Origin of the sequence: Alloalcanivorax mobilis, from assembly GCF_002864685.1 — a bacterium.
Taxonomy (GTDB): Bacteria; Pseudomonadota; Gammaproteobacteria; order Pseudomonadales; family Alcanivoracaceae; genus Alloalcanivorax; species Alloalcanivorax mobilis.
In genome coordinates this window covers 187,111-207,112 of sequence record NZ_NMQZ01000001.1, presented here as the reverse complement: position 1 = coordinate 207,112, position 20,002 = coordinate 187,111, and the positions used below count along the sequence as shown (strand labels likewise).

17 protein-coding genes are annotated in these 20,002 nt (G+C 62.0%); 6 read left to right on the top strand and 11 right to left on the bottom strand.

Features of this window, described 5'->3' with window-relative positions; genetic code table 11:
• Positions 1-11: 11 nt before the first annotated feature.
• Positions 12-389, bottom strand: coding sequence for a MarR family transcriptional regulator (locus CGS25_RS00985; RefSeq protein ID WP_232802182.1), 378 nt, complete (start codon positions 387-389; stop codon positions 12-14).
• 354 nt (positions 390-743) lie between these two features.
• Here CGS25_RS00985 and CGS25_RS00980 point away from each other — a divergent pair, with 354 nt between their 5' ends.
• The 3 genes from CGS25_RS00980 (at position 744) to CGS25_RS00970 (ending at position 3,740) form a co-directional block, all read left to right on the top strand.
• The gene (locus CGS25_RS00980) at positions 744-2,144 is read left to right on the top strand and encodes a WS/DGAT/MGAT family O-acyltransferase (protein WP_101674263.1); all 1,401 of its coding nucleotides are present in this window, start codon (positions 744-746) and stop codon (positions 2,142-2,144) included.
• Between the two features lie 208 nt (positions 2,145-2,352).
• The gene (gene cspE, locus CGS25_RS00975) at positions 2,353-2,556 is read left to right on the top strand and encodes a transcription antiterminator/RNA stability regulator CspE (RefSeq protein WP_089033873.1); all 204 of its coding nucleotides are present in this window, start codon (positions 2,353-2,355) and stop codon (positions 2,554-2,556) included.
• Positions 2,557-2,639: 83 nt separating this feature from the next.
• Entirely contained in the window at positions 2,640-3,740 is a 1,101-nt protein-coding gene (locus CGS25_RS00970) for a glutathione S-transferase family protein (protein WP_198588657.1), read from the top strand.
• Positions 3,741-3,746: 6 nt separating this feature from the next.
• Here CGS25_RS00970 and gdhA read toward each other — a convergent pair whose 3' ends face one another.
• From gdhA to CGS25_RS00945, 5 genes are all read right to left on the bottom strand, one after another.
• Entirely contained in the window at positions 3,747-5,084 is a 1,338-nt protein-coding gene (gdhA, locus tag CGS25_RS00965; protein WP_101674261.1) for an NADP-specific glutamate dehydrogenase, read from the bottom strand.
• A gap of 70 nt (positions 5,085-5,154) precedes the next feature.
• Positions 5,155-5,829, bottom strand: coding sequence for a M48 family metallopeptidase (locus CGS25_RS00960; RefSeq protein WP_232802180.1), 675 nt, complete (start codon positions 5,827-5,829; stop codon positions 5,155-5,157).
• Between the two features lie 2 nt (positions 5,830-5,831).
• On the bottom strand, positions 5,832-6,929 hold the full coding sequence (locus CGS25_RS00955; RefSeq protein ID WP_089033876.1) for an efflux RND transporter periplasmic adaptor subunit: 1,098 nt from the start codon (positions 6,927-6,929) through the stop codon (positions 5,832-5,834).
• Positions 6,930-7,246: 317 nt separating this feature from the next.
• Positions 7,247-8,881 carry a fatty acid--CoA ligase gene (locus CGS25_RS00950; RefSeq protein WP_101674260.1) on the bottom strand — a complete coding sequence of 545 codons (1,635 nt, stop codon included), beginning with the start codon at positions 8,879-8,881 and terminating at the stop codon, positions 7,247-7,249.
• A gap of 149 nt (positions 8,882-9,030) precedes the next feature.
• The gene (locus CGS25_RS00945; RefSeq protein WP_101674259.1) at positions 9,031-10,398 is read right to left on the bottom strand and encodes a class II fumarate hydratase; all 1,368 of its coding nucleotides are present in this window, start codon (positions 10,396-10,398) and stop codon (positions 9,031-9,033) included.
• Positions 10,399-10,627: 229 nt separating this feature from the next.
• On the opposite strand from CGS25_RS00945, the gene CGS25_RS00940 reads away from it, so the two are divergent.
• On the top strand, positions 10,628-11,884 hold the full coding sequence (locus tag CGS25_RS00940) for a DUF2254 domain-containing protein (RefSeq protein WP_101674258.1): 1,257 nt from the start codon (positions 10,628-10,630) through the stop codon (positions 11,882-11,884).
• A 3-nt stretch (positions 11,885-11,887) separates the two neighbouring features.
• Here the strand turns inward: CGS25_RS00940 and CGS25_RS00935 are convergent, their stop codons facing one another.
• From CGS25_RS00935 to rpmH, 5 genes are all read right to left on the bottom strand, one after another.
• Complete coding sequence (locus CGS25_RS00935) at positions 11,888-12,919, bottom strand: GGDEF domain-containing protein (protein ID WP_157933756.1); 1,032 nt, start codon at positions 12,917-12,919, stop codon at positions 11,888-11,890.
• A gap of 233 nt (positions 12,920-13,152) precedes the next feature.
• A complete protein-coding gene (gene mnmE / locus CGS25_RS00930) occupies positions 13,153-14,526 on the bottom strand; it encodes a tRNA uridine-5-carboxymethylaminomethyl(34) synthesis GTPase MnmE (RefSeq protein WP_101674257.1) in 1,374 nt (457 codons plus the stop codon).
• 124 nt (positions 14,527-14,650) lie between these two features.
• Entirely contained in the window at positions 14,651-16,396 is a 1,746-nt protein-coding gene (gene yidC, locus CGS25_RS00925) for a membrane protein insertase YidC (RefSeq protein ID WP_089033882.1), read from the bottom strand.
• Positions 16,397-16,438: 42 nt separating this feature from the next.
• Positions 16,439-16,828, bottom strand: a complete 390-nt coding sequence (gene rnpA / locus CGS25_RS00920; RefSeq protein ID WP_101674256.1) for a ribonuclease P protein component — start codon at positions 16,826-16,828, stop codon at positions 16,439-16,441.
• Positions 16,829-16,871: 43 nt separating this feature from the next.
• Complete coding sequence (rpmH, locus tag CGS25_RS00915) at positions 16,872-17,006, bottom strand: 50S ribosomal protein L34 (protein ID WP_089033884.1); 135 nt, start codon at positions 17,004-17,006, stop codon at positions 16,872-16,874.
• A gap of 450 nt (positions 17,007-17,456) precedes the next feature.
• On the opposite strand from rpmH, the gene dnaA reads away from it, so the two are divergent.
• Both dnaA and dnaN read left to right on the top strand, forming a co-directional pair.
• Entirely contained in the window at positions 17,457-18,842 is a 1,386-nt protein-coding gene (dnaA, locus tag CGS25_RS00910) for a chromosomal replication initiator protein DnaA (RefSeq protein ID WP_089033885.1), read from the top strand.
• A 22-nt stretch (positions 18,843-18,864) separates the two neighbouring features.
• Positions 18,865-19,965: a DNA polymerase III subunit beta gene (gene dnaN, locus CGS25_RS00905; RefSeq protein WP_089033886.1), complete on the top strand. Its 1,101-nt coding sequence runs from the start codon at positions 18,865-18,867 to the stop codon at positions 19,963-19,965.
• Positions 19,966-20,002: the final 37 nt, after the last annotated feature.

Sequence of the window (20,002 nt, the reverse complement as noted above, 5' to 3'; positions counted from 1 at the left end):
ACCGTCGGCGATCAGCGGAACACCGCGCGGGCTTCGAAGGTTTGCAGCGAGGCGTCGAGAAAATCCTCGATGGTTTTGATCAATGCCGGCGCCATGGTAATGCGGCGGCGGCGGCGATCTTCGCTGTCGATGCATTCGCTGAGCAGGCCGCGCTCAATGGCGGTCTGCACGTATTTTACCGCGGTGCGGTGACTGACCTTGGGCATGAACCCGTACAATTCCGTCTTCGTGAAGGCGCGGTCGCGGGCCAGCCACATGCGGGTAAAAAGATCCGAATAGTTCAGATCGTAAAACACTTCATCACCAAACAGCGCGCCCCAATGGGCATCGGATTCCTGCAGCGCCACGACAAAAGCGCGGCGGCGGCGATCGGCGTATTTTCTTGGCATTGCTTCCCTTCCCCAAACGGCTGTTGGCGGGGCCTGTCGCTCCGCCAGGCCATGCGATTATGGCGTTGATGTTACCGGAGAATGGCCACCGGCTCGACGTTTACGCCCGCGCGAGGGCCAATGCACCACTATGACAATGCCCGATAATCCCCGCCCCCGCGCTCACTGGCAGATTTCTTGCACGGCTTTGGGGCAAAGACGCCGGCCCCATCATGGAACCCCGCCACGCGGGGGGCGTCGTAACAGTAAGGCACGGCCAGGCCATGGCGGCTCTGCTACCATGATCCGGCACGCCAAGGAGACTGGGTTCGCCGGTGCGCCACCGGTACCGACCCATAACAAAAAGAGGATGGCATGAAAGCGTTAACCCCGGTGGATCAGCTGTTTCTTTACCTGGAAAAGCGCCAGCAGCCCATGCATGTGGCGGGTCTGCAGCTGTTTTCGTTCCCCGAGGGGAGCGGCCCCAAGTACGTCAGCGAACTGGCGCAATCGATCCGCGATTACTGCTGTCCGGAACCGCCGTTCAATCAACGGCTGGTGCGCCGATTTGGCCAGTATCACTGGGATGAAGATCAGCACTTCGACATGGATCACCACTTCCGCCACGAAGCCCTGCCCAAACCCGGGCGCATTCGCGAGTTGCTGTCGCTGGTGTCCGCGGAGCATTCCAACCTGCTCGATCGGGAACGCCCGTTGTGGGAGGCCCATTTGATCGAGGGCATTCGCGGGCGGCAGTTTGCTCTTTATACCAAGGTGCACCATTCCATGGTCGACGGTATTTCGGCGATGCGCATGGGCATGAGAGCGCTGTCCTCGGACCCGGAACGCCGTGACCTGCCGCCGGTGTGGGCCTATAAGCCGAGCAACCGCCGCCGGCCGTTGCCGAGCAACCCGGTGGACGCGGTCAGCAGCCTGGCGCGGCTGACCGCCGGCGTCAGCAAGCAGATCGCCACCGTGCCGGCGCTGGCCCGGGAGATCTACAAGGTCGGACAGAAAGCCAAGGACGACCCCAACTTCGTTTCCATCTTTCAGGCCCCGGATACCATCTTCAACCAATGCATCACCGGCTCACGGCGCTTCGCCGCCCAGAGTTACTCGCTGCCACGGCTGAAGAAGCTTTCCGAAGCGTTCAACTGCACCATCAATGACGTGGTGCTGAGCATGTGTGGCCATGCCCTGCGCGAGTATCTGATCAGCCAGAACGCCCTGCCTGATCGGCCCCTGATCGCCATGGTGCCCATGTCTCTGCGCAAGGATGACAGCGCCGGTGGCAATCAGATCGCCATGATTCTGGCCAATCTGGGCACCCACATTTGCGACCCCGCCAACCGCCTGCGGGTGGTCCAGGCATCGGTCAAAGAGGCCAAGAAGCGCTTCGCGCAAATGAGCAGCGAAGAGATCCTCAACTTCACCGCTCTGAGCATGGCGCCCACCGGTCTCAATCTGCTCACCGGCCTGGCGCCGAAATGGCGCGCCTTCAATGTCATCATCTCCAACGTGCCCGGCCCCCGCGAGCCGCTGTATTGGAACGGTGCCCGCCTGGAGGGCATGTACCCAGTATCGATCGTGCTGGATCGCATTGCCCTGAACATGACGCTGACCAGCTACCGCGACCAGATCGAGTTCGGATTGATCGCCTGCCGCCGCACGGTGCCCTCCATGCAGCGCCTGCTGGATTATCTCGAGCAGTCCATTCGCGACCTGGAAATCGCGGCGGGTATAAATAACCCCGCCCCGAATCGGCGCCAGCGATGACCCGAAACAGGGCCACCAGGAAGGGCCCGCCCCCCTCAAAAAAACCTGTAGTCGGAGCAAAAAAAAGGAGGTAGAGTCGAAATAGCTGCAGATTACGGCAGTGGTTCAGTTTGGTAGTTGCCTTCCCCGCGTGAAGCCGAAGAAGTCTCCGAACACCCCCTCCTGGTTTGCAAGCAACACCCCATCAGTTTTTTGAGGTATACATTCAATGGCTACTGGTACCGTTAAATGGTTCAACGAGTCCAAGGGTTTTGGTTTCATTTCCCAGGATGACGGTGGCGCGGACGTTTTCGTTCATTTCAGCGCAATCAACGGCTCTGGTTTCCGCACCCTCGCGGAAGGCCAGAAAGTCAGCTTTGATATCCAGCAAGGTCCGAAAGGTCCGCAAGCGGCGAACGTCGTCGCTGAGTAAAGAGCGCCGAGGCGCACAAAAAACCCCACGGCATGTGGGGTTTTTTGTGCGCGCCTGCCGACCCTGTCTCCAATGAGATCGCAATGACAACAACAACCCTGCTTTACGGCGCCGAGGTGAGCTATTTCACCGGCAAAGTGCGTGCTTATCTGCGCTGGGCCGATATCCCCTTCCAGGAAATCATCGCCTCCGCCCAGGTCTACAAAACCGTGATTCTGCCCGCCGTGGGGGTGCCGGTTATTCCGGTGCTGCGCACCCAGGACGATCGCATCCTGCAGGACACCACGGTGATCATCGACACCCTGGATGCGCAACGCCCGGCCACCGCGCCATCGGTGTACCCGGCCACGCCACTGCGCAAGCTGGTGGCCCTGATGCTGGAAGCCTACGGCGATGAATGGCTGGTGATTCCGGCCATGCATTACCGGTGGCACTACGATCGTGATTGGGCGATGGGTGAGTTCGGCGCCTTGAACGCGCCCGATGCCTCGCCGGAAGAGCAGTTCGCCATTGGCCAGAAGCGCGCGGTGCCGTTTTCCCGGGCGGCCAGCCTGCTAGGCGCCACGCCGGAAATGAAAGGCGCCGTGGAGAGTGCCTATGAAGGGCTACTGGCCGAACTCGACGCGCATTTCGCCGAGCACGCCGCCCTACTCGGCACGCAGGCAACGATGGCGGATTTTGGTCTGATCGGGCCGCTCTATGCCCATCTTTACCGCGATCCGACGCCCGGCGAACTGATGCACCGGCTGGCGCCGAACGTGGTGCGCTGGGTGGAACAGGTGCAGTTTCAGCCGGAGGCGCTGAGAAAACCGTTGGACGACGGCGACCAGATTCCGGCCACACTGCTGCCGATCCTGCAACGCATGGCCCGCGAGCAGTTACCGGCGATGGCGGACGCGGCCCGCCACGTCAGCGCCTGGATGGCGGAGCACCCCGGCGAGACCCTGCCCCGGGCGCTGGGTGACCACGAATTCCTGCTCGAAGGGCAGCGCGGCAGGCGCATTATCCGGCCCTACAGCCTGTGGATGATACAGCGCATCCGTGATCATCTGAGCGCTCTGGATACCGCCGACCGGGACAACGCGGACGCCTTTTTGCGCTCCATCGGCGCCGATCTGCTGATCGACTTTCCGGATACGCCCCGGCTGGTTCAGGACAAACTGTCGGTGCGACCGGCATCCTAGAGAACGTTACAGGATGCCCTGCCCGCGCATCGCTTCCGCGACGCGACTGAACCCGGCCACCGCCGCGCCGGTCTCGTAGTCCGGCGGGCCGCCGTGATCACCACCGCCGTGTTCCACGCACTGGCGGTGGATGTTCTCCATCAGGCCGTACAAACGGCGGTCCACCTCGCTGGCCGACCAATACTCCCGCAGGCTGTTCTGGCTCATTTCCAGGCCACTGACCGCCACGCCGCCGGCGTTGGCCGCCTTACCCGGCGCGTACCCGAGCCCCGCCTCGCGCACCACCGCCACCGCGCCGGCGGTACAGGGCATGTTCGCGCCTTCCAGCAGCCACCGGCAGCCGCCCTTCACCAGGGCGCGGGCGTCGTGCTGATCAAGCTCATTCTGGGTGGCGCACGGCAAGGCAACGTCACAGGCCCGGGCCCAGGGTTTTTCGTTTTCGTGGTAACTCACCCCGGTTGCCTGCCCGGCCAGATCCGCCACGCCGCCACCGTTCGCCTTGATCCGCGCCAGTTCGCCGACCTGCTCGGCGTCAAAGCCCTGCTGCCGGTGAATCAGCCCGCGCGAATCGGACAGTGTTACCACCCGCGCGCCCATCTCAATGGCTTTTAAAGCCGCATGCCGGGCCACACTGCCGGCGCCGGAAACCGCCACCGCCTTGCCCTCCAGCGTGTCGTCCTGACAGCGGAGCGCCTGCTGGGCGAAATACACCAAGCCATAGCCGGTGGCTTCGGGGCGCAGCGCACTGCCCCCGAAGGTGGGGCCCTTACCGGTCAGCGTGCCGCTGAAGGTGCCACTGAGCTTTCGATACATACCAAACAGGTAACCCACCTCCCGTGTCCCCACGCCCATATCACCGGCGGGTACATCAATGTCCGGGCCGATATGGCGGTACAGTTCGCTCATGAACGCCTGGCAGAACCGCATGATTTCCCCGTCGCTGCGTCCTTTGGGATCAAAGTCCGAGCCGCCTTTACCGGCGCCCAAAGGCAGCCCGGTGAGAGCGTTCTTAATGGTTTGTTCCAGGGCCAGAAACCGCAGAATGTCCAGGTTGACGGAGGGATGAAAACGCAAACCGCCTTTATAGGGCCCCAGCGCTCCGTTCATCTGTACCCGGTAACCGCGGTTAACCCGGGTAGCACCGTGATCGTCGACCCAGGTCACGCGGAAGATCACCGTGCGCTCCGGCTCCAATAAGCGTTCCAGAAGAGCGGAATCGGCGATCTCGGGATGGTCCTTGAGATAACCGTCTAGGCTGCCGAGCAGACCTTTAGCCGCCTGGCGAAAGTGAGTGTCGTGGGGGTCGCGCTGTTCGAGACGTTGAATCACTGCGTTGATATCCATGCCCCATGGATAACGGGGCCAGGGTGAATATCAAGTTATCGCCGCTTTAAAAAGCGTAAAAAATCGATGTTCATGCGCCGGTTTCGGGCTCTTCCAGCCGCCGCTTACGGGCACGCCAATCCGGCATGCGCCGGTCCATCAGGGCGTGGAATTGCGGGCCATGGTGCATGAACTCCAAATGACACAGCTCATGCATCACCACGTAATCGATCACGTCCGGCGCGAACGCCATCAGCGCCAGGTTCAGGTTGATGTAACCGCGCGCGGACAACGAGCCCCAACGTGTGCGCATGCGTTTCACGCGCAGCACCGGCAGGCGGTGGCCGCGCTCGGCGAACCAGAAAAACTGGCGCTCGATGCTGTTCTGAAACTGCTGCCGGGCAAGCCGGCGCCACCAGGCGTGCACCGCCTCGCAAACCTGGTCTTCGTCATCGGGTTCGGGCACCAGCACGCACAATTCGTTCTGATGGCTAGATACCCGCACGCGGGCACCGTAATCCACATTCAGCAGCAGGGTCTCGCCCAGATACCGGCAGGGGTCGCCGTGCCGCCAGCGCGGACGCGGGCGGGAGGCGGCCTTACGTTGCTGGTCATGGATCCAGATCCGCCGTTCGTCGACAAAAGCTTCCACCCGGTGGCGGGCGAGCCGCAGGGGAGCGCGTACCTGCACCCGGCCATCGGCGAACACCCGCACCTCCAGGGTACGCCGGCGCGAGCGGACCAGTTCATAATCCAGCGCCGCCACGATCAGGCCGGCTGCCCTGAGGTGGGCGGTTCGTCGACAAATCCCTCCTGATGTCCGATCACCTGCACCGGCGTACCGCTGGTCAACGCATCGTGACCACTGACAATCACCTGATCACCCTGCTTAAGCCCGGCGAGGATTTCCACCCAGCCCTGGTAAGCGGAACCCAGGGAGACCGCGCGCTTTTGCGCCAGATCCTTAATCACCGTGAATACATAATTGGCTTCGCCATCGGTGACCACCGCCGTGACCGGAATCATCAACACTTCCGCCTGTTCCAGCTGCACGGCCACCTGCAAGGTTTCTCCAGGACGCAGCCGCCCATCCGCATTATCCAGCCGCGCTTTCACCGTCAGGTTACGCTCACCGGCGTTGCCCTGGGGCCCCATCAAAGTCAGGGTGGCGGGAAAAACCCGGCCAGGTTGTTTGTCGCTGGTGACCCGCGCCGGCAGGCCCGGATGCAAAGAGGCCAGATAGTGACCCGGCAACTGAAAAATGATGTCCAGGTTACGAATGCTGTCCAGGGAGGTAATCGCGCTGCCCGCGCTCAGTAACTCGCCTTGTTTGATTTGGCGCAATCCGAGCACGCCATCGAACGGCGCGCGGATGTCGTGGTTGTCCAGAGCGGCGCGGCTTGATTCCACCAGCGCCAGAGCGTCCTCACTGGCGCGCTTGAGCGCGGCCAGCGCCGGCGACGACGAGGGGCCGGCGCTGAGCGATTCCCGATAGGCGCTTTGGTAATCGGACAGGGCCTTTTGATGGGCAACGCGCGCCGCTTCCAGCTCGGCGCGCGCATCGTGGCTGTCCAGCGTCACCAAAGCATCACCGGCGTTCACCACCTGCGCTTCTTTAAAGTGAATCTTTTCAACCCGGCCTCCCACCTCGGTGAGCAAAATCACCGCACGGCTGGCGCGGGCGGTGCCGGGTACGTTCACCTCGCGGCTCACCGGCCCCGCGGCCAGCGTCATGACCGTTACGGCGGCAACCGGCGGCGCGCCGTCGGGTCTCGCATCCGAGATGTCCGCGTTGCCAACAAGCCCCCACCACAGCACCAGGGCGACTGCCATCACCACCGCCAGGCTTGCGATCACTCGCCGCATGTTCTCTCCAAAATTGATCAGACGTTATGAGTGCGCCGGAGCGCTCCGGACAGGCTGAATGTGGGGTTGGTCAGCGGCATGGGCCAATGGACCACCAGATTGGCGTCCCGGTCGCGGAAGGTTACACCGTTTTGCGTATGGGTGAGTGAAGATAACGCGGCGGCGGTGGAAAAACAGCCCGGGCACGTAAAAAGGCGCGTTGCCGCCACGCCCGCGCAAGACTGGTCGGAGGTCTGGCGTGCGCCCCATCGCCCATCAACCGCACCGGGTAAACGGCCGGTATCCGCCGCTTACCCGGTTGAAACCGACCCTTGGCGTTACACCATTTCGGCGCGCATCTTTTTCTTGTCCAGCTTGCCCACCGAGGTGCGCGGCAATTCATCCACGAACACGACCCGGTCGGGAATGCCGTAGCGGCTGATTTCGCCCTTGTCCGCGTAGCCGGTAATCAGATCCTTGATCGACTGCTCGTCGACCTGACCGCTCTTCACCACCAGCGCCACCGGCCGCTCGCCCCATTTCGGGTCGGGCACACCCACCACCGCGCATTCGCCCACACCTTCGTGTTGCAGAATCAGGCTCTCCAGATCCAGAGAGGACACCCACTCACCGCCGGTTTTGATCACATCCTTGATGCGGTCGGTGATTTTCAGCCAGCCGTCGCCGTCAATCACACCGATATCGCCGGTGTGCATCCAGCCCCCTTTCCACAGTGCTTCGGAGTTGTCTTTATCCTTCAGGTACCCCTGCGTCAGCCACGGCGCGCGCAGCACCAGTTCACCCTGGGTTTTGCCATCGTGGGGGAGTTCGTTCATGTCGGCATCGACGATGCGCATTTCCACCATGGGCGCCGGCCGGCCGGTGCGGCTGCGATATTCCGCCTGGGTTTCCAGGTCGGCGTCTTCCAGCTCGGGGGGCAACAACGCCACGGAAATAAACGGGCAGGTCTCACTCATGCCGTAGCCGGCATAGATATCAATGCCGCGCGCCAGCGCCGCCTTGGCCAGCGACTTGGGCAGCGCGGAACCGCCGATGATCACCTTCCAGTTACTCAGATCCAGGCTCTTGGCGGCTTCCGCCTGCAACAGCATCTGGATAATAGTGGGCACGCAGTGCGAGAACGTGACCTTTTCGGTGACCAGCAGCTTGAGAAGGGTTTCCGGCACATAACGGCCCGGGTAAACCTGCTTCACGCCCAGCAATGTGGCCACGTAAGGCACGCCCCAGGCGTGCACGTGGAACATCGGCGTGATCGGCATGTAGACATCGCCCTGGTTCATCCGGCCATGACCGGTACCGGAAAGCATGGAGCGCGCGGCGAAGGTATGAACCACCAGTTGCTTGTGGGAAAAGTACACGCCCTTGGGCAAGCCGGTGGTGCCGGTGGTGTAGAAGGTGGTGGCGCGGGTGTTTTCATCCAGCAGCGGAAAGTCGAATGTTTCCGGCGCCTTGGCCAGCAACGCCTCGTACTCACCGGCCAGCGCCAGGGAGCTGCTCGCCTCGCCGTCTTCGTCGTCCAGCAGAACGTAGTGTTTGACCGTCTCGACGCGGTCCTTGAGTTCTTCCAGCACCGGCAGAAACTCGCGGTTCACCAGAATCACATCGTCTTCGGCGTGATTCAGGGTGTAGAGAATCTGTTCCGGGCTGAGACGCACGTTCACGGTGTGCAGCACCGCGCCCATCATCGGAATGGCGAAGAACGCTTCCAGGTAACGGTTGCTGTCCCAATCCATCACCGCCACGGTGTCACCCGGCTTCACACCCAGCCCGGCCAGGGCCCCGGCCAGACGGTGCACGCGCTCGTTCAAATCACGATAGGTCATGCGCCGGCGGTCGGCGTAAACGATCTCCTGGCCTGGAGCACCACGCACGCCGGCTTCCAGAATGGCGTTGATGAGCAGTGGCGATTCCACCGCTTCGGCGGTGCGCTTGATGGTCAGGTCTTTACTCATGATGGATCTCCGTCACCTTGTTGTAATGTCCTCCGCTGCGAGCCTAAAAACACCGGGGACATGAATAATTCGGTGGCAAAGACTCGCACAGCACGGCGCGTTCGTCATCTCCGGAACCGGCCGGTCGCGCTGTTTACTGGCACCTGGCGTCAGGGCCCGGTGAGCTTCAGAGGATCGAGCAACCGCTCCAGTTCATCGCGCCCCAGATCAGTGCGCTGCTCGGCGACGTCAATCACCGGCTGGCCGGTCTTGAACGCTTCCTTGGCGATCGCGGAGGCTTTCTCATAGCCAATCACCGGGTTCAGGGCGGTGACCAGAATCGGGTTCTTACCAACGCCTTCGGCGAGATGCTCTTGATTCCAGGTCATGCCTTCTATCGCCTGGTCGGCCAGGTTGCGGCAGCTGTTGGCCAGCCAGCCGGTCATGTCCAACAGGTTGGTGGCGACCAGCGGCAACATCACGTTGAGCTGGAAATTGCCACTTTGCGCCGCCACCGTGTTGGCCTGATCAAGGCCGATCACCTGGGCCGCCACCATGGTGGCGGATTCGCAGATCACCGGATTGACCTTGCCGGGCATGATCGATGAACCGGGCTGAGTGGCCGGCAATTGCAATTCCGCCAGACCATGAATCGGGCCGGAATTCATCCAGCGCAGATCGTTGCTGATTTTCATCAGCACCACCGCCAGACCGCGCAGCGCCCCCGACAACGCCAGCGGCGCGTCCACCGCGCTCTGCGCGACGGCGGGGAACGGCAGCGCCGTGTAGGGGTGGCCGCTTTCGTCCGCCAGGGTGGCCGCGAACCGCGCGGCGAACTGCGGGTGCGCATTGATGCCGGTGCCCACCGCGGTGCCGCCCTGGGGCAAGGCGTGCAGGTCATCGCGGGCCCGGGCCAGCCGCTGGCTGGCGTTCTGCAACTGCAACACCCAGGTGCGCAGTTCCTGCTCCACGGTCACCGGCATGGCATCCATCAGATGGGTGCGGCCGGTTTTCACGATTTCCCGCCCTTCGCGGGCGCGCAGGCCGAGAGTCGCGATCAAATGCTCCAGATCGGGCAGCAGCTGGTCGGTCACCGCCGTCACCGACGCCACGTGAATGGCGGTGGGAATGGTGTCGTTGCTGCTCTGGCCAAGATTGACGTCGTCGTTGGGGTGCACCTGCACACCCGCTTCCTGGCACAGATGGGCAATCACCTCGTTGACGTTCATGTTGGTGCTGGTGCCCGATCCGGTCTGGAAGATGTCCACCGGAAACTGATCCAGGTGATTGCCATCAAGCAGATTGTTGCAGGCGCCGACAATCGCCGCCCTCTTCTCTTCGTCCAGTTCACCGAGGTCGGCGTTGGCCTGGGCGGCGCAACGCTTAAGGCTTACCAGCGCCTGAATAAACCGGGCAGGCAGGCCGCGGCCGCTGATCGGAAAGTTATTCACCGCCCTCTGCGTCTGGGCGCCCCAGCGGGCTTCCACCGGAACCTCGACTTCGCCCAGGGAATCCTTTTCCACTCGCATCTCGCTCATCGGAGTCTCCATTAACGTGGGTGGCAATCAGTATCGATAAGGCCCGGGCCACCGTCCAGCGACGCACCGCGCATCTTACCGATAGAGTGATTCAATACCGGGCCGGCGGACAACCCGGTAAACGCCAGAAGGTTGGTCCGGCCGCGACGTCTACCGATGTCCAGGCTTTCGAAGGGGCGCCAATCCGGTATCCTGCGGTGATCAGGATAAATCGGGGAGCGCACGGCGAATGATTTCAAAATGGCAGTGGCTGCTGTCACAACTGTCCCGGCAACTGTGGCTGCGGGCTTCACTGTTCGCGGTCCTGGCGGTGGCCAGCGCTCTTCTGGCGATTCTCGCCCAACGCATTCTGCCAGCCGATTTGCCGGTGGCCATCGGCGCCGACTCGGTGGGAAGCATTCTCAACATTCTCGCTTCCAGCATGCTGGCGGTCACTACCTTTTCACTCAGCGTCATGGTCTCCGCCTACAGCGCGGCCACCTCCAATGTGACGCCTCGCGCCACCCGGCTGCTGATGCAGGACACCACCACCCAGAATGTGCTTTCCACCTTCATCGGCACTTTTCTGTTCAGCCTGGTGGGCATCGTGGCATTGAGCACCGGTATTTATGGTGAAGCCGGCCGGCTGCTTTTGTTCGCGGTGACGGTGGCGGTGATTATCCTGATCGTGGTCACCATTCTGCGCTGGATCGATCATTTATCCCGGTTCGGCCGTGTCGGCGAGACCACTGAGCGCGTCGAGGATGCGGCGCTCACCGCCAGCCGCCGGCGCATGGACAACCCCTGTCTGGGCGGGCTGCCTCTGCCCGCGGACGCCCGGCCTCCACCGGAAGCCAGGCCGGTGCTGCCTCCCCGGGTGGGTTACGTGCAGCACCTGGATGTGGCGGCGCTGGCACACTGCGCCAAAGCGTTCGACGGAGAAATCTGGGTCGCCTGCCTGCCGGGGAATTTTGTCGATCCGAGCCGACCTCTGGCCTGGCTGCTGGGGGACAGCGACGATGAACACGTCGAACAGGCGCTGGGGGCATTTACCCTCGGCCGCGAACGATCCTTCGATCAGGACCCCCGGTTCGGCCTATCGGTGATGGCGGAGATCGCTTCCCGGGCCTTGTCGCCGGCGGTCAACGACCCGGGCACCGCCATTGATGTGCTGGGCCGGGCTGTGCGCGTACTGCTGGCGTGGGTGCCTGACGGGGAACCGACCGAGCCCGAACCACCCTACCCGCGAGTGCGGGTGCCGGCGGTGCGCCTGGAAGATCTGTTCGACGATGTGTTTTCGCCCATTGCCCGCGACGGCGCCAGCCTGCTTGAGGTGCAGGTTCGCCTGCAGAAATCCCTGGCCGTGCTGGCCAGAAACGGCGGTCCGACCTTTCTACCCTGCTGCCAGGCACAAGCGAGCCACGCCTTACAGTATGCCCGGGACGGCCTGGCGATCGACCAGGAAAAGAACCGGCTGGCGACGCTTTTCGAACAGCTCTGGTCGTGACGCTCAGCCGCTGACGACCGCATTGCGCCCGGATTGCTTGGCGCTGTACAGGCGCGCGTCGGCGACCCGGTAGAGCGCGTCCAGGGTTTCATTGCCACCCTGCCATTGCGCCACGCCGATGCTGCAGGTCATCGGCACGCGGATGTCGCCTTGCCGATACGCTTCCGAGGCGATCAGGCCACGCAGTTTTTCCGCCACGACACCGGCCTCCCGCAGGCCGGTGTCCGGCAGCAACACGGTGAATTCCTCGCCCCCTACCCGGCAGGCCAGGTCAGTGGCGCGCAGCCGCCGGCGCAACAGCGCGGCCACATGGATCAACACCCGGTCACCGACCTGATGGCCCTGGGTGTCGTTGATGCGCTTGAACCAGTCCAGGTCCAGCACCAGCAGGGACAACGGCGCGCCCAGCCGGATCGCCCGGGTTTTCTCGTATTCAAAGGTTTCGCGAAAGCGATACAAATTGGCCAGCCCGGTCAGCGGGTCCGTGGAGGCCAGCCTCATCAGGTCCACCCGGGTCAGTTCACTGCCCCGTTCATAGGCATGGGTGAACGCCAGCGTGGCTACCCCGGAGATCAGAATATTGGCCATCGTAACGGTATTGATAAAATCCGGGTTGCCCGCGTATTTGGTTAAGAAAATCACCAGCGCCGTGAGCATATAGAACGACGCCACCAGCAACCCCAGATGGCGGCCCAGCAGCAGGTGGCTGAGCACCGGAATGATATAGGCCCAGAGGAACACCGTGGGCAGCGTCCTGGGCAAAGCCATGGCCAGCATCATCAGGCTCAGGAAGGGCAGCAGATAGACCAGCGTCCAGAACCGCAGCCGCCGGGTGCGGCCGATCACCCACAGCAAGATCAATGAGAAAAAAGACGCCAGCAGTTCCAGGCCGCCGAGCAAATAAACGCCACGCTGCAGGTTGATGACACAGAACAGCACCCCGGAGAGCGCCGTGGTGATCATCAGGGTTTTCAGCAAAAGACGGCGCTGAAAGCGATCCCTGTAGTGCGTCGGGTCACCCTGGCTTTCCCCCATGGCCCACCTCTCAAACTGATTATTCTTGGTTCCCATCGGCGGGCGCCCCAAGCGCCACACCCTGGCTTGCACGGTTGTGCCTCCCGTCCGCGTACCACGCCGGGCTCCCGGTAATGAAACCGGGAACGCCACAGCAAGAATGATACCGTTACCCCCGGAAGGGCCGGAACGGCGTGGCAACCTCTGAACCACGCCCCGCAAAACCATCGGGGCGTTATTCAGAGGTTGCCGTGTTACTTACCAATGCAGAAGGACGAGAATATACGCCCTAAAAGATCGTCCGCCGTGAAGGCACCAGTAATCTCTTCCAAGGCCTGCTGGGCGGCACGCAAATCCTCGGCGAGCAATTCACCGGCGGCGTGGCCAAGCAGTTGCCGGCGTCCGTTGTCGAGCGCGGCCAGGGCCTGCTGCAAGGCGGTAATGTGGCGGCGGCGGGCGGAAAAGCGCCCCTGCTCCGCGCCCTGATAGCCGGCGGCGTGTTTCAAATGGGCGCGCAGGTCGGGCAACCCGGCGCCGGTGGCCGCGGAGATCACGAAGGTATCGCGATAATCCGGCGAGGCGCCGGCGGCCATGCCGCTGACGTCCGCTTTATTGAGCACCCGGGTGATGGGCAGGTCCAGGTCATCCAGCTGCTGCTGGCTTTGCGGCAGCAACGCCGGCAGGTTATCCAGATCCTCGGGGAAATCGGCGGAATCCACCACCACCAGCAAGCGGTCGGCCTTGCGGATTTCCGCGAAGGCGCGGCGAATGCCCTCTTGCTCAATGCGGTCCGGGCTGTCGCGCAGGCCGGCGGTGTCGATCAGATTGAGCGGCATGCCATCCAGCTGAATCGCTTCGCGCAGCACATCCCGGGTGGTACCCGCGACCTCGGTGACAATGGCCGCGTCATAGCCGGCCAGCGCGTTCATCAGCGACGACTTCCCGGCGTTGGGGCGGCCGGCGATCACCAGCGTCAGCCCTTCGCGCACCAACCGCCCCTGCTCGGCGCTGGCCAACACCGTCCGCGCTTGGGTGATCAGCGCCTGGAGATCATCGGCGACCCCACCCTCGGAGAGGAAATCGATTTCTTCCTCGGGAAAATCGATGGCCGCCTCCACATAGATACGCAGCGCAATCAACTGCTCTACCAGCGTGTTCACTTCCCGGGAGAACACCCCCTGCAAGGAATGCAGGGCGGCGCGAGCCGAGGCGCGGGTGCCAGCGTCGATCAGATCGGCGATCGCCTCTGCCTGGGTCAGGTCCATTTTGTCGTTCAGAAAGGCGCGCTGCGAGAACTCCCCGGCCTGGGCCGGGCGGGCGCCGTGGTGAACACAGGTCTCCACCAGGAGATCCAGAATCACCGGGCCACCATGGCCTTGCAGTTCCACCACTTCTTCGCCGGTGAACGAATGGGGCGCGGGAAACCACACCACCAGGCCTTCGTCGATCACCTGGCCTTGGCGGTCGGTAAAGCGGGCAAAATGCACTGTTCGTGGGGAAAGGGTTCGCTCACCGACGACCTGAAGCGCGATTTCCCGGGCACGGGTTCCGGAAAGGCGCACCACGCCCACTCCACCCCGGCCGGGGGCGGTGGCGACGGCGACGATGGTCTCGGAGACGTTGGACATGGCGGTTCAATGCAGCGGGGTTGCGATCAAGGCCGGGGCGGTCTCATTCCAGTGTTTATTCGCTCGGCGGCTACTTTACCGTGTTCCTGTCCGGACACAAAAAAAGGGGCCGAAGCCCCTTTTTCTACTCGCGTTCAATGCGGCGGGTAATGATCCACTGTTGAGTGATCGACAACAGGTTGTTGGTCAGCCAGTAGAGCACCAGACCAGCCGGGAACCACAACATGAACACCGCGAACACCAGGGGCATGTACTTCATCACCTGGGCCTGGGTGGGGTCCGCCGGCGCCGGGTTGAGGCGCGTCTGCAGGAACATGGACGCGCCCATCAGAATCGGCAGTACGAAGTAAGGGTCCATCACCGACAGGTCGTTGATCCACAGGAAGAACGGCGCCTGACGCAGCTCCACCGACTCCAGCAGCACATAGTAGAGCGCGATGAACACCGGCATTTGCACGATCATCGGCAGACAGCCGCCCAGCGGATTGATCTTCTCGCGCTGGAACAACTTCATCGTTTCCTGCTGCTGGCGCTGCTTGTCGGACTTGAACTCTTCCTTGATGCGCTGCATTTCCGGCGCCACCTTACGCATCTTGCCCATGGAGCGATAGCTGGTGGCGCTGAGTTTGAAGAACAGGGACTTGATGATGAAGGTGAGCAGGATAATCGCCACGCCCCAGTTGCCGACCCCGAAGCCCAGGTCAATATCCAGACCGAACACCGACACCTTGCCGCTTTGCAGGAACACCAGCAGGGCAAAGATCGGCTGGGAAATAAACCACAGCCAGCCGTAATCGACGGTCATGTTCAGGCCCGGGCTGATCGACTCAAGCCGGTCCTGGATCTTCGGGCCGGTGTACAGCTCGGCGTAAAGCACTTTCTCTTCGCCGGGCTTCACTTCCATCTGCGGGGATACGAACCGCAGCAGGAACTGGTCACTCTTCGGCTGATAGACAGTGGAATAGGTGTAATTGACCTGCGGGTCGGGAACCCAGGCGGACAGGAAGTAATGCTGGATCATCGCCACCCAGCCACCTTCCTGGGTGATCTTCAGCGGCTGCTCTTTCATGTCATCGAAGCGCAGCTTGTTGTACGGCTTATCCTGGCTCCAGTAGGCCGCGCCCAGATAGGTGGGCATCGGTGCGAAACCACGGTGGGACACGCCCGGATCGTCACTGCCGTCGCGTTTGATCTGCCCGTAGAGCGCGCCTTGCCAGGTCTGCGCGGACTGGTTGCGCACGATATGGCTGACGCGCACCAGATAACTGCCGCGCTCAAAGGTATACCGCTTGACGATCTGTACGCCGTTGCCCTGCTCCAGGGTCAGGTCGACGTTCAGTTCTTTCTCGCCTTCGCCCAGCTGGTAGCTGTTTTGCGCCGCGTTCCAAGTGGGTCGCCCCGCGGCGGTGTCGGTGCCGTTCTTGCCGACCAGGCCGCTCTGCACCATATAAGTATGGGTGGCGTCGTTCTGCATCAGCACGAAGGGCTGATCGGGGGTGTTCACGTGGCGGGGGTATTTGGGCAGAGCCACCCGCACGATGTCGCCGCCCTTGGGATTGATTCGGAACGACAGCACATCGGTGCTGACACGGATGGTGTTGTCTCGGTTACCAGCATTGTCCGCCTGCCCGGTGGCGGGGGGCGTGACGCTGGAAGGCTGCTTGCCGTCTTCGGCGAGATCCGGCACCGCGGCGCTGTTGTCACTGTGGGGTTCGGGAAGAAGGTCGCCATCGCCATGATCACCCGGCGCGGCCGCCTGTTGTTCCGTGGCGACGGTTTGCGGCGAGATATAGTCCCGCTGCCAGGCCTGAATCATCAGGTAAGAGACAACGGCAATGCCGGTGATAACGAGCGCGCGGGGGATATCCATAGTCAGATTAGATTTCTGGCGTGAAAAGCGGACGGCAGTTTCTCAGTCTTGCCCACGCTTGGCAAGCAACTTGTCCAGGAGGCACTCCAGCTCGGGAGTGAGGGAACGTCCTCCTTTCTCGGGACAGGAACCGCGAAGAAGGATAATCAGATCAAGGCCGGCCAGCTGCTGTTGGCGCAATCGGAATTGCTCGCGAGCCCGGCGTTTGATCGCGCCGCGATCAACGGCTTTGCGCGCCTTTTTTTTACCGATCACCAGACCCAGCCGGGCCTGATTAAGGGTATTGCGCCGCGCGAGAATCAGAAAATACCGATCGGAAACACGCCCGTCCGGGGCGTCGAACACGGCCTGGAATTCACTGGCGCTCAGCAACCGTTGTGAGCGGGTAAAGCAGAGGGACTCTGAAGGAGCTGGCGCTGATGGGTTAACCATTCGTCAATATACGAAAGGTGAAGTCATCAGCGCACACAGCAACTTATGCCGACAGGCGCTTACGGCCTTTGGCACGACGGGCTGCAAGAATTTTGCGGCCGCTTTTGGTAGCCATGCGGGCGCGAAAGCCGTGGTTGCGCTTGCGCTTCAGATTGCTCGGCTGGAATGTCCGTTTCATGGCGTCATCCCCAAGTGGAATACGGAGTCGAAAGAGGGCGCGGATAATAGCCCTGGCATGGGGGGTTGTCAACGGGTTCGGGTTTCATGCGATGCACTACAAACAGATTTAAGTATTTAAATGTTTTTAGTGATAGTAGTAGTTATAGGGGAAGCCCCTTTCTGTGGAAAACCCTGGAATCATTAATGGAATCAGTGAGATGGCGTGTGGGTAACCCACGTACAGCTGTGTGTAAGTTCTGGTGACAGTATGCGGATAAGCGGTGACAGAGTGTGGATGGAATCCGCCCACCGGTTTGTCCCCAGGGTTCAAGACCGCTCGCGCACAGGGTTATGGCCGTGGTTATCCACAGGCTGAAGGCCCCGAAAAATCCGGGCCGGGCTGTGGATAATTGCAGCCTTGAGGGTATAGAATGCGACGTTCAATTCACGGTTTGGCAAAGGCGGGGAAGTGTCCGAGGATCTTTGGAATCGCTGTCTGACGCGGCTCGAGGACGAATTGCCGTCACAGCAGTTCAACATGTGGATACGGCCTTTGCAGGTGACCGCATCCGGAGACGGTGCCGAATTGACCCTGTTCGCGCCCAACCGGTTCGTGGTGGACTGGGTTCGTGATAAGTTTCTGGAGCGCATCGGCGAGGTGCTTGGCGAGTTGCAAACGGGCCCCTTGCCGCAGCTCCGGATCGAGGTGGGCAGCTCACGCATGCAGCCGCCCGCGGTGGAGCCCCGGCAGCCCCCGCCCCGGGAACCCGAAGGCGCCCTCGAGAGGCGGCCCAGGAGCGCTCCAGCGGAGCTTGGCGGCGCGGCCAAGCATCGCAGTAACCTGAACACCGGGTTCACCTTCCTGACCTTTGTGGAGGGCAAGTCGAACCGCATGGCCAGCGCGGCCGCCCAGCAGGTGGCGGAGAATCCCGCCAGCCATGGTTATAACCCGCTTCTTCTATATGGCGGCGTGGGCCTGGGTAAGACCCACCTGATGCACGCGGTGGGCAACGAGCTGTTGCGGCGCAACCCGAACGCCAAGGTGGTCTACCTGCACAGCGAGCGTTTCGTGGCGGATATGATCTCGGCTTTGCGCAACAAGACCATCAACGAGTTCAAACGCTTCTACCGATCGGTGGACGCGTTGCTGATCGATGATATACAGTTTTTTGCAGGTAAAGAGCAGTCGCAGGAAGAGTTCTTTCACACCTTCAATGCGTTGCTTGAGAACGGTCAGCAGATCATCCTCACCTGCGATAAGTTTCCCAAAGAGGTGGACGGCCTGGAGGAGCGGCTTAAAAGCCGGTTCGGGTGGGGCCTGTCGCAGCCGTTGGAGCCGCCGGAGCTAGAGACCCGGGTGGCGATTCTGAAGAAAAAGGCCGAGGAAGCCCGGGTGGAGCTTCCCAACGATGCCGCCTTTTTTATTGCCCAGCGCATACGTTCCAACGTGCGGGAGCTGGAGGGGGCGTTGCGCCGGGTGATTGCCCATGTGCGCTTCACCGGTGAGCAGATTGATGTGGGCCTGATCAAGGAAGCCCTCAAGGACCTGATCGCATTGCAGGCCCGGCAGATCAGTATTGATAATATTCAGCGCACCGTCGCTGAGTATTACAAGATCAAAGTGCCCGACCTGCATTCGCCCCGCCGGACTCGGTCGGTGGCGAGACCGCGTCAGGTGGCGATGGCGCTCTCCAAGGAGCTCACCAGCCACAGTCTGCCTGAGATCGGCGAGAATTTCGGGGGCCGCGACCACACCACGGTGTTGCATGCATGCCGCAAAGTGCTGCAACTTCGCGAGACCAACCCGGAAATAGAAGAAGACTATCAAAACCTGTTACGGACCTTGACGTCCTGATCACTGACAATGGGAAAGCGACATGAAATTCTCCATCAACCGTGAGCAACTGCTTAAGCCTCTTCAGCAGGTGGCCGCGGTGGTTGAAAAACGCCAGACCCTGCCGGTCCTGTCCAACGTGCTTATGGAAGTGAGCGATGGCCAGCTTTCCCTGACCGGAACGGATCTCGAACTGGAGCTGGTGGCGCGCCTGGTCCTGGAAGGGGAGCACCAGGGTGGCGAGACTACCGTGCCGGCCCGCAAGCTGGTGGACATCGCCAAGAGCCTGCCCGCGGAGGCGGACATTCGTTTCGAGGTGGACGGTGAGAGAATGCTGGTGCGCTCCGGGCGCAGCCGTTTTACCTTATCCACGCTGCCGGCATCGGAATTTCCCAACCAGGACGAAGACAACAGTGGCTCGGTGTTGGAGATCGCGCCGGGCACCCTGCGTCAGTTGATCGAACATACCGCTTTCTCCATGGCTCAGCAGGATGTCCGTTACTACCTGAACGGCATGTTGTTCGAGCTGCGCCCGGACATGCTTCGGGCGGTCTCCACCGACGGCCACCGCCTGGCGCTCTGTGACGCTACCCTGGAAGGCCAGAATCAGGAAGCCGCGGTGATTCTGCCGCGCAAGGGCGTGATGGAGCTGTCACGGATTCTCGGTGATGCCGGCGAGAACGTGCGTTTCACCCTGGGCCGCAACCACGTTCGTATCGTCGTGGGCAGCATTACCTTTACCTCGAAGCTGGTGGACGGCAAGTTCCCGGAGTACGAGAGGGTGATTCCCAAGGACGGCTCCCGCACGGTCATCGCTGACCGGGATACCCTGCGCCAGGCCCTCAGCCGGGTGGCGATTCTCTCCAATGAGAAATATCGTGGCGTTCGCGTGCAGTTGTCCGAAGGCAGCTTGCGCATCGTTGCCAACAACCCGGAGCAGGAAGAAGCGGAAGAAGAAGTATCGGTGGATTTCGGCGGCAGCCCGCTGGAAATCGGCTTTAACGTCAGCTACTTGTTGGATGTGCTCAATACCGTGAACGGCAGCCAGGTGCAGCTGGAGTTGGGCGACAGCAACAGCAGTGCCCTGGTCACGGACCCGGAACAGCCGTCGGCGCTGTACGTCGTTATGCCGATGCGTCTGTAACGCCTGCGGGCCGGGCAGCGGCTTCCCTTCGGGGAGT

Excerpts from the sequence above, each read along its gene's own strand:
- rpmH (WP_089033884.1), bottom strand. The coding sequence starts at position 17,006 with ATGAAACGGACATTCCAGCCGAGCAATCTGAAGCGCAAGCGCAACCAC.
- CGS25_RS00970 (WP_198588657.1), top strand. The coding sequence starts at position 2,640 with ATGACAACAACAACCCTGCTTTACGGCGCCGAGGTGAGCTATTTCACC.
- CGS25_RS00935 (WP_157933756.1), bottom strand. The coding sequence starts at position 12,919 with ATGGGGGAAAGCCAGGGTGACCCGACGCACTACAGGGATCGCTTTCAG.
- CGS25_RS00980 (WP_101674263.1), top strand. The coding sequence starts at position 744 with ATGAAAGCGTTAACCCCGGTGGATCAGCTGTTTCTTTACCTGGAAAAG.
- cspE (WP_089033873.1), top strand. The coding sequence starts at position 2,353 with ATGGCTACTGGTACCGTTAAATGGTTCAACGAGTCCAAGGGTTTTGGT.
- CGS25_RS00950 (WP_101674260.1), bottom strand. The coding sequence starts at position 8,881 with ATGAGTAAAGACCTGACCATCAAGCGCACCGCCGAAGCGGTGGAATCG.
- gdhA (WP_101674261.1), bottom strand. The coding sequence starts at position 5,084 with ATGGATATCAACGCAGTGATTCAACGTCTCGAACAGCGCGACCCCCAC.
- CGS25_RS00955 (WP_089033876.1), bottom strand. The coding sequence starts at position 6,929 with ATGCGGCGAGTGATCGCAAGCCTGGCGGTGGTGATGGCAGTCGCCCTG.
- CGS25_RS00940 (WP_101674258.1), top strand. The coding sequence starts at position 10,628 with ATGATTTCAAAATGGCAGTGGCTGCTGTCACAACTGTCCCGGCAACTG.
- rnpA (WP_101674256.1), bottom strand. The coding sequence starts at position 16,828 with ATGGTTAACCCATCAGCGCCAGCTCCTTCAGAGTCCCTCTGCTTTACC.
- CGS25_RS00945 (WP_101674259.1), bottom strand. The coding sequence starts at position 10,398 with ATGAGCGAGATGCGAGTGGAAAAGGATTCCCTGGGCGAAGTCGAGGTT.
- mnmE (WP_101674257.1), bottom strand. The coding sequence starts at position 14,526 with ATGTCCAACGTCTCCGAGACCATCGTCGCCGTCGCCACCGCCCCCGGC.
- dnaN (WP_089033886.1), top strand. The coding sequence starts at position 18,865 with ATGAAATTCTCCATCAACCGTGAGCAACTGCTTAAGCCTCTTCAGCAG.
- CGS25_RS00985 (WP_232802182.1), bottom strand. The coding sequence starts at position 389 with ATGCCAAGAAAATACGCCGATCGCCGCCGCCGCGCTTTTGTCGTGGCG.
- yidC (WP_089033882.1), bottom strand. The coding sequence starts at position 16,396 with ATGGATATCCCCCGCGCGCTCGTTATCACCGGCATTGCCGTTGTCTCT.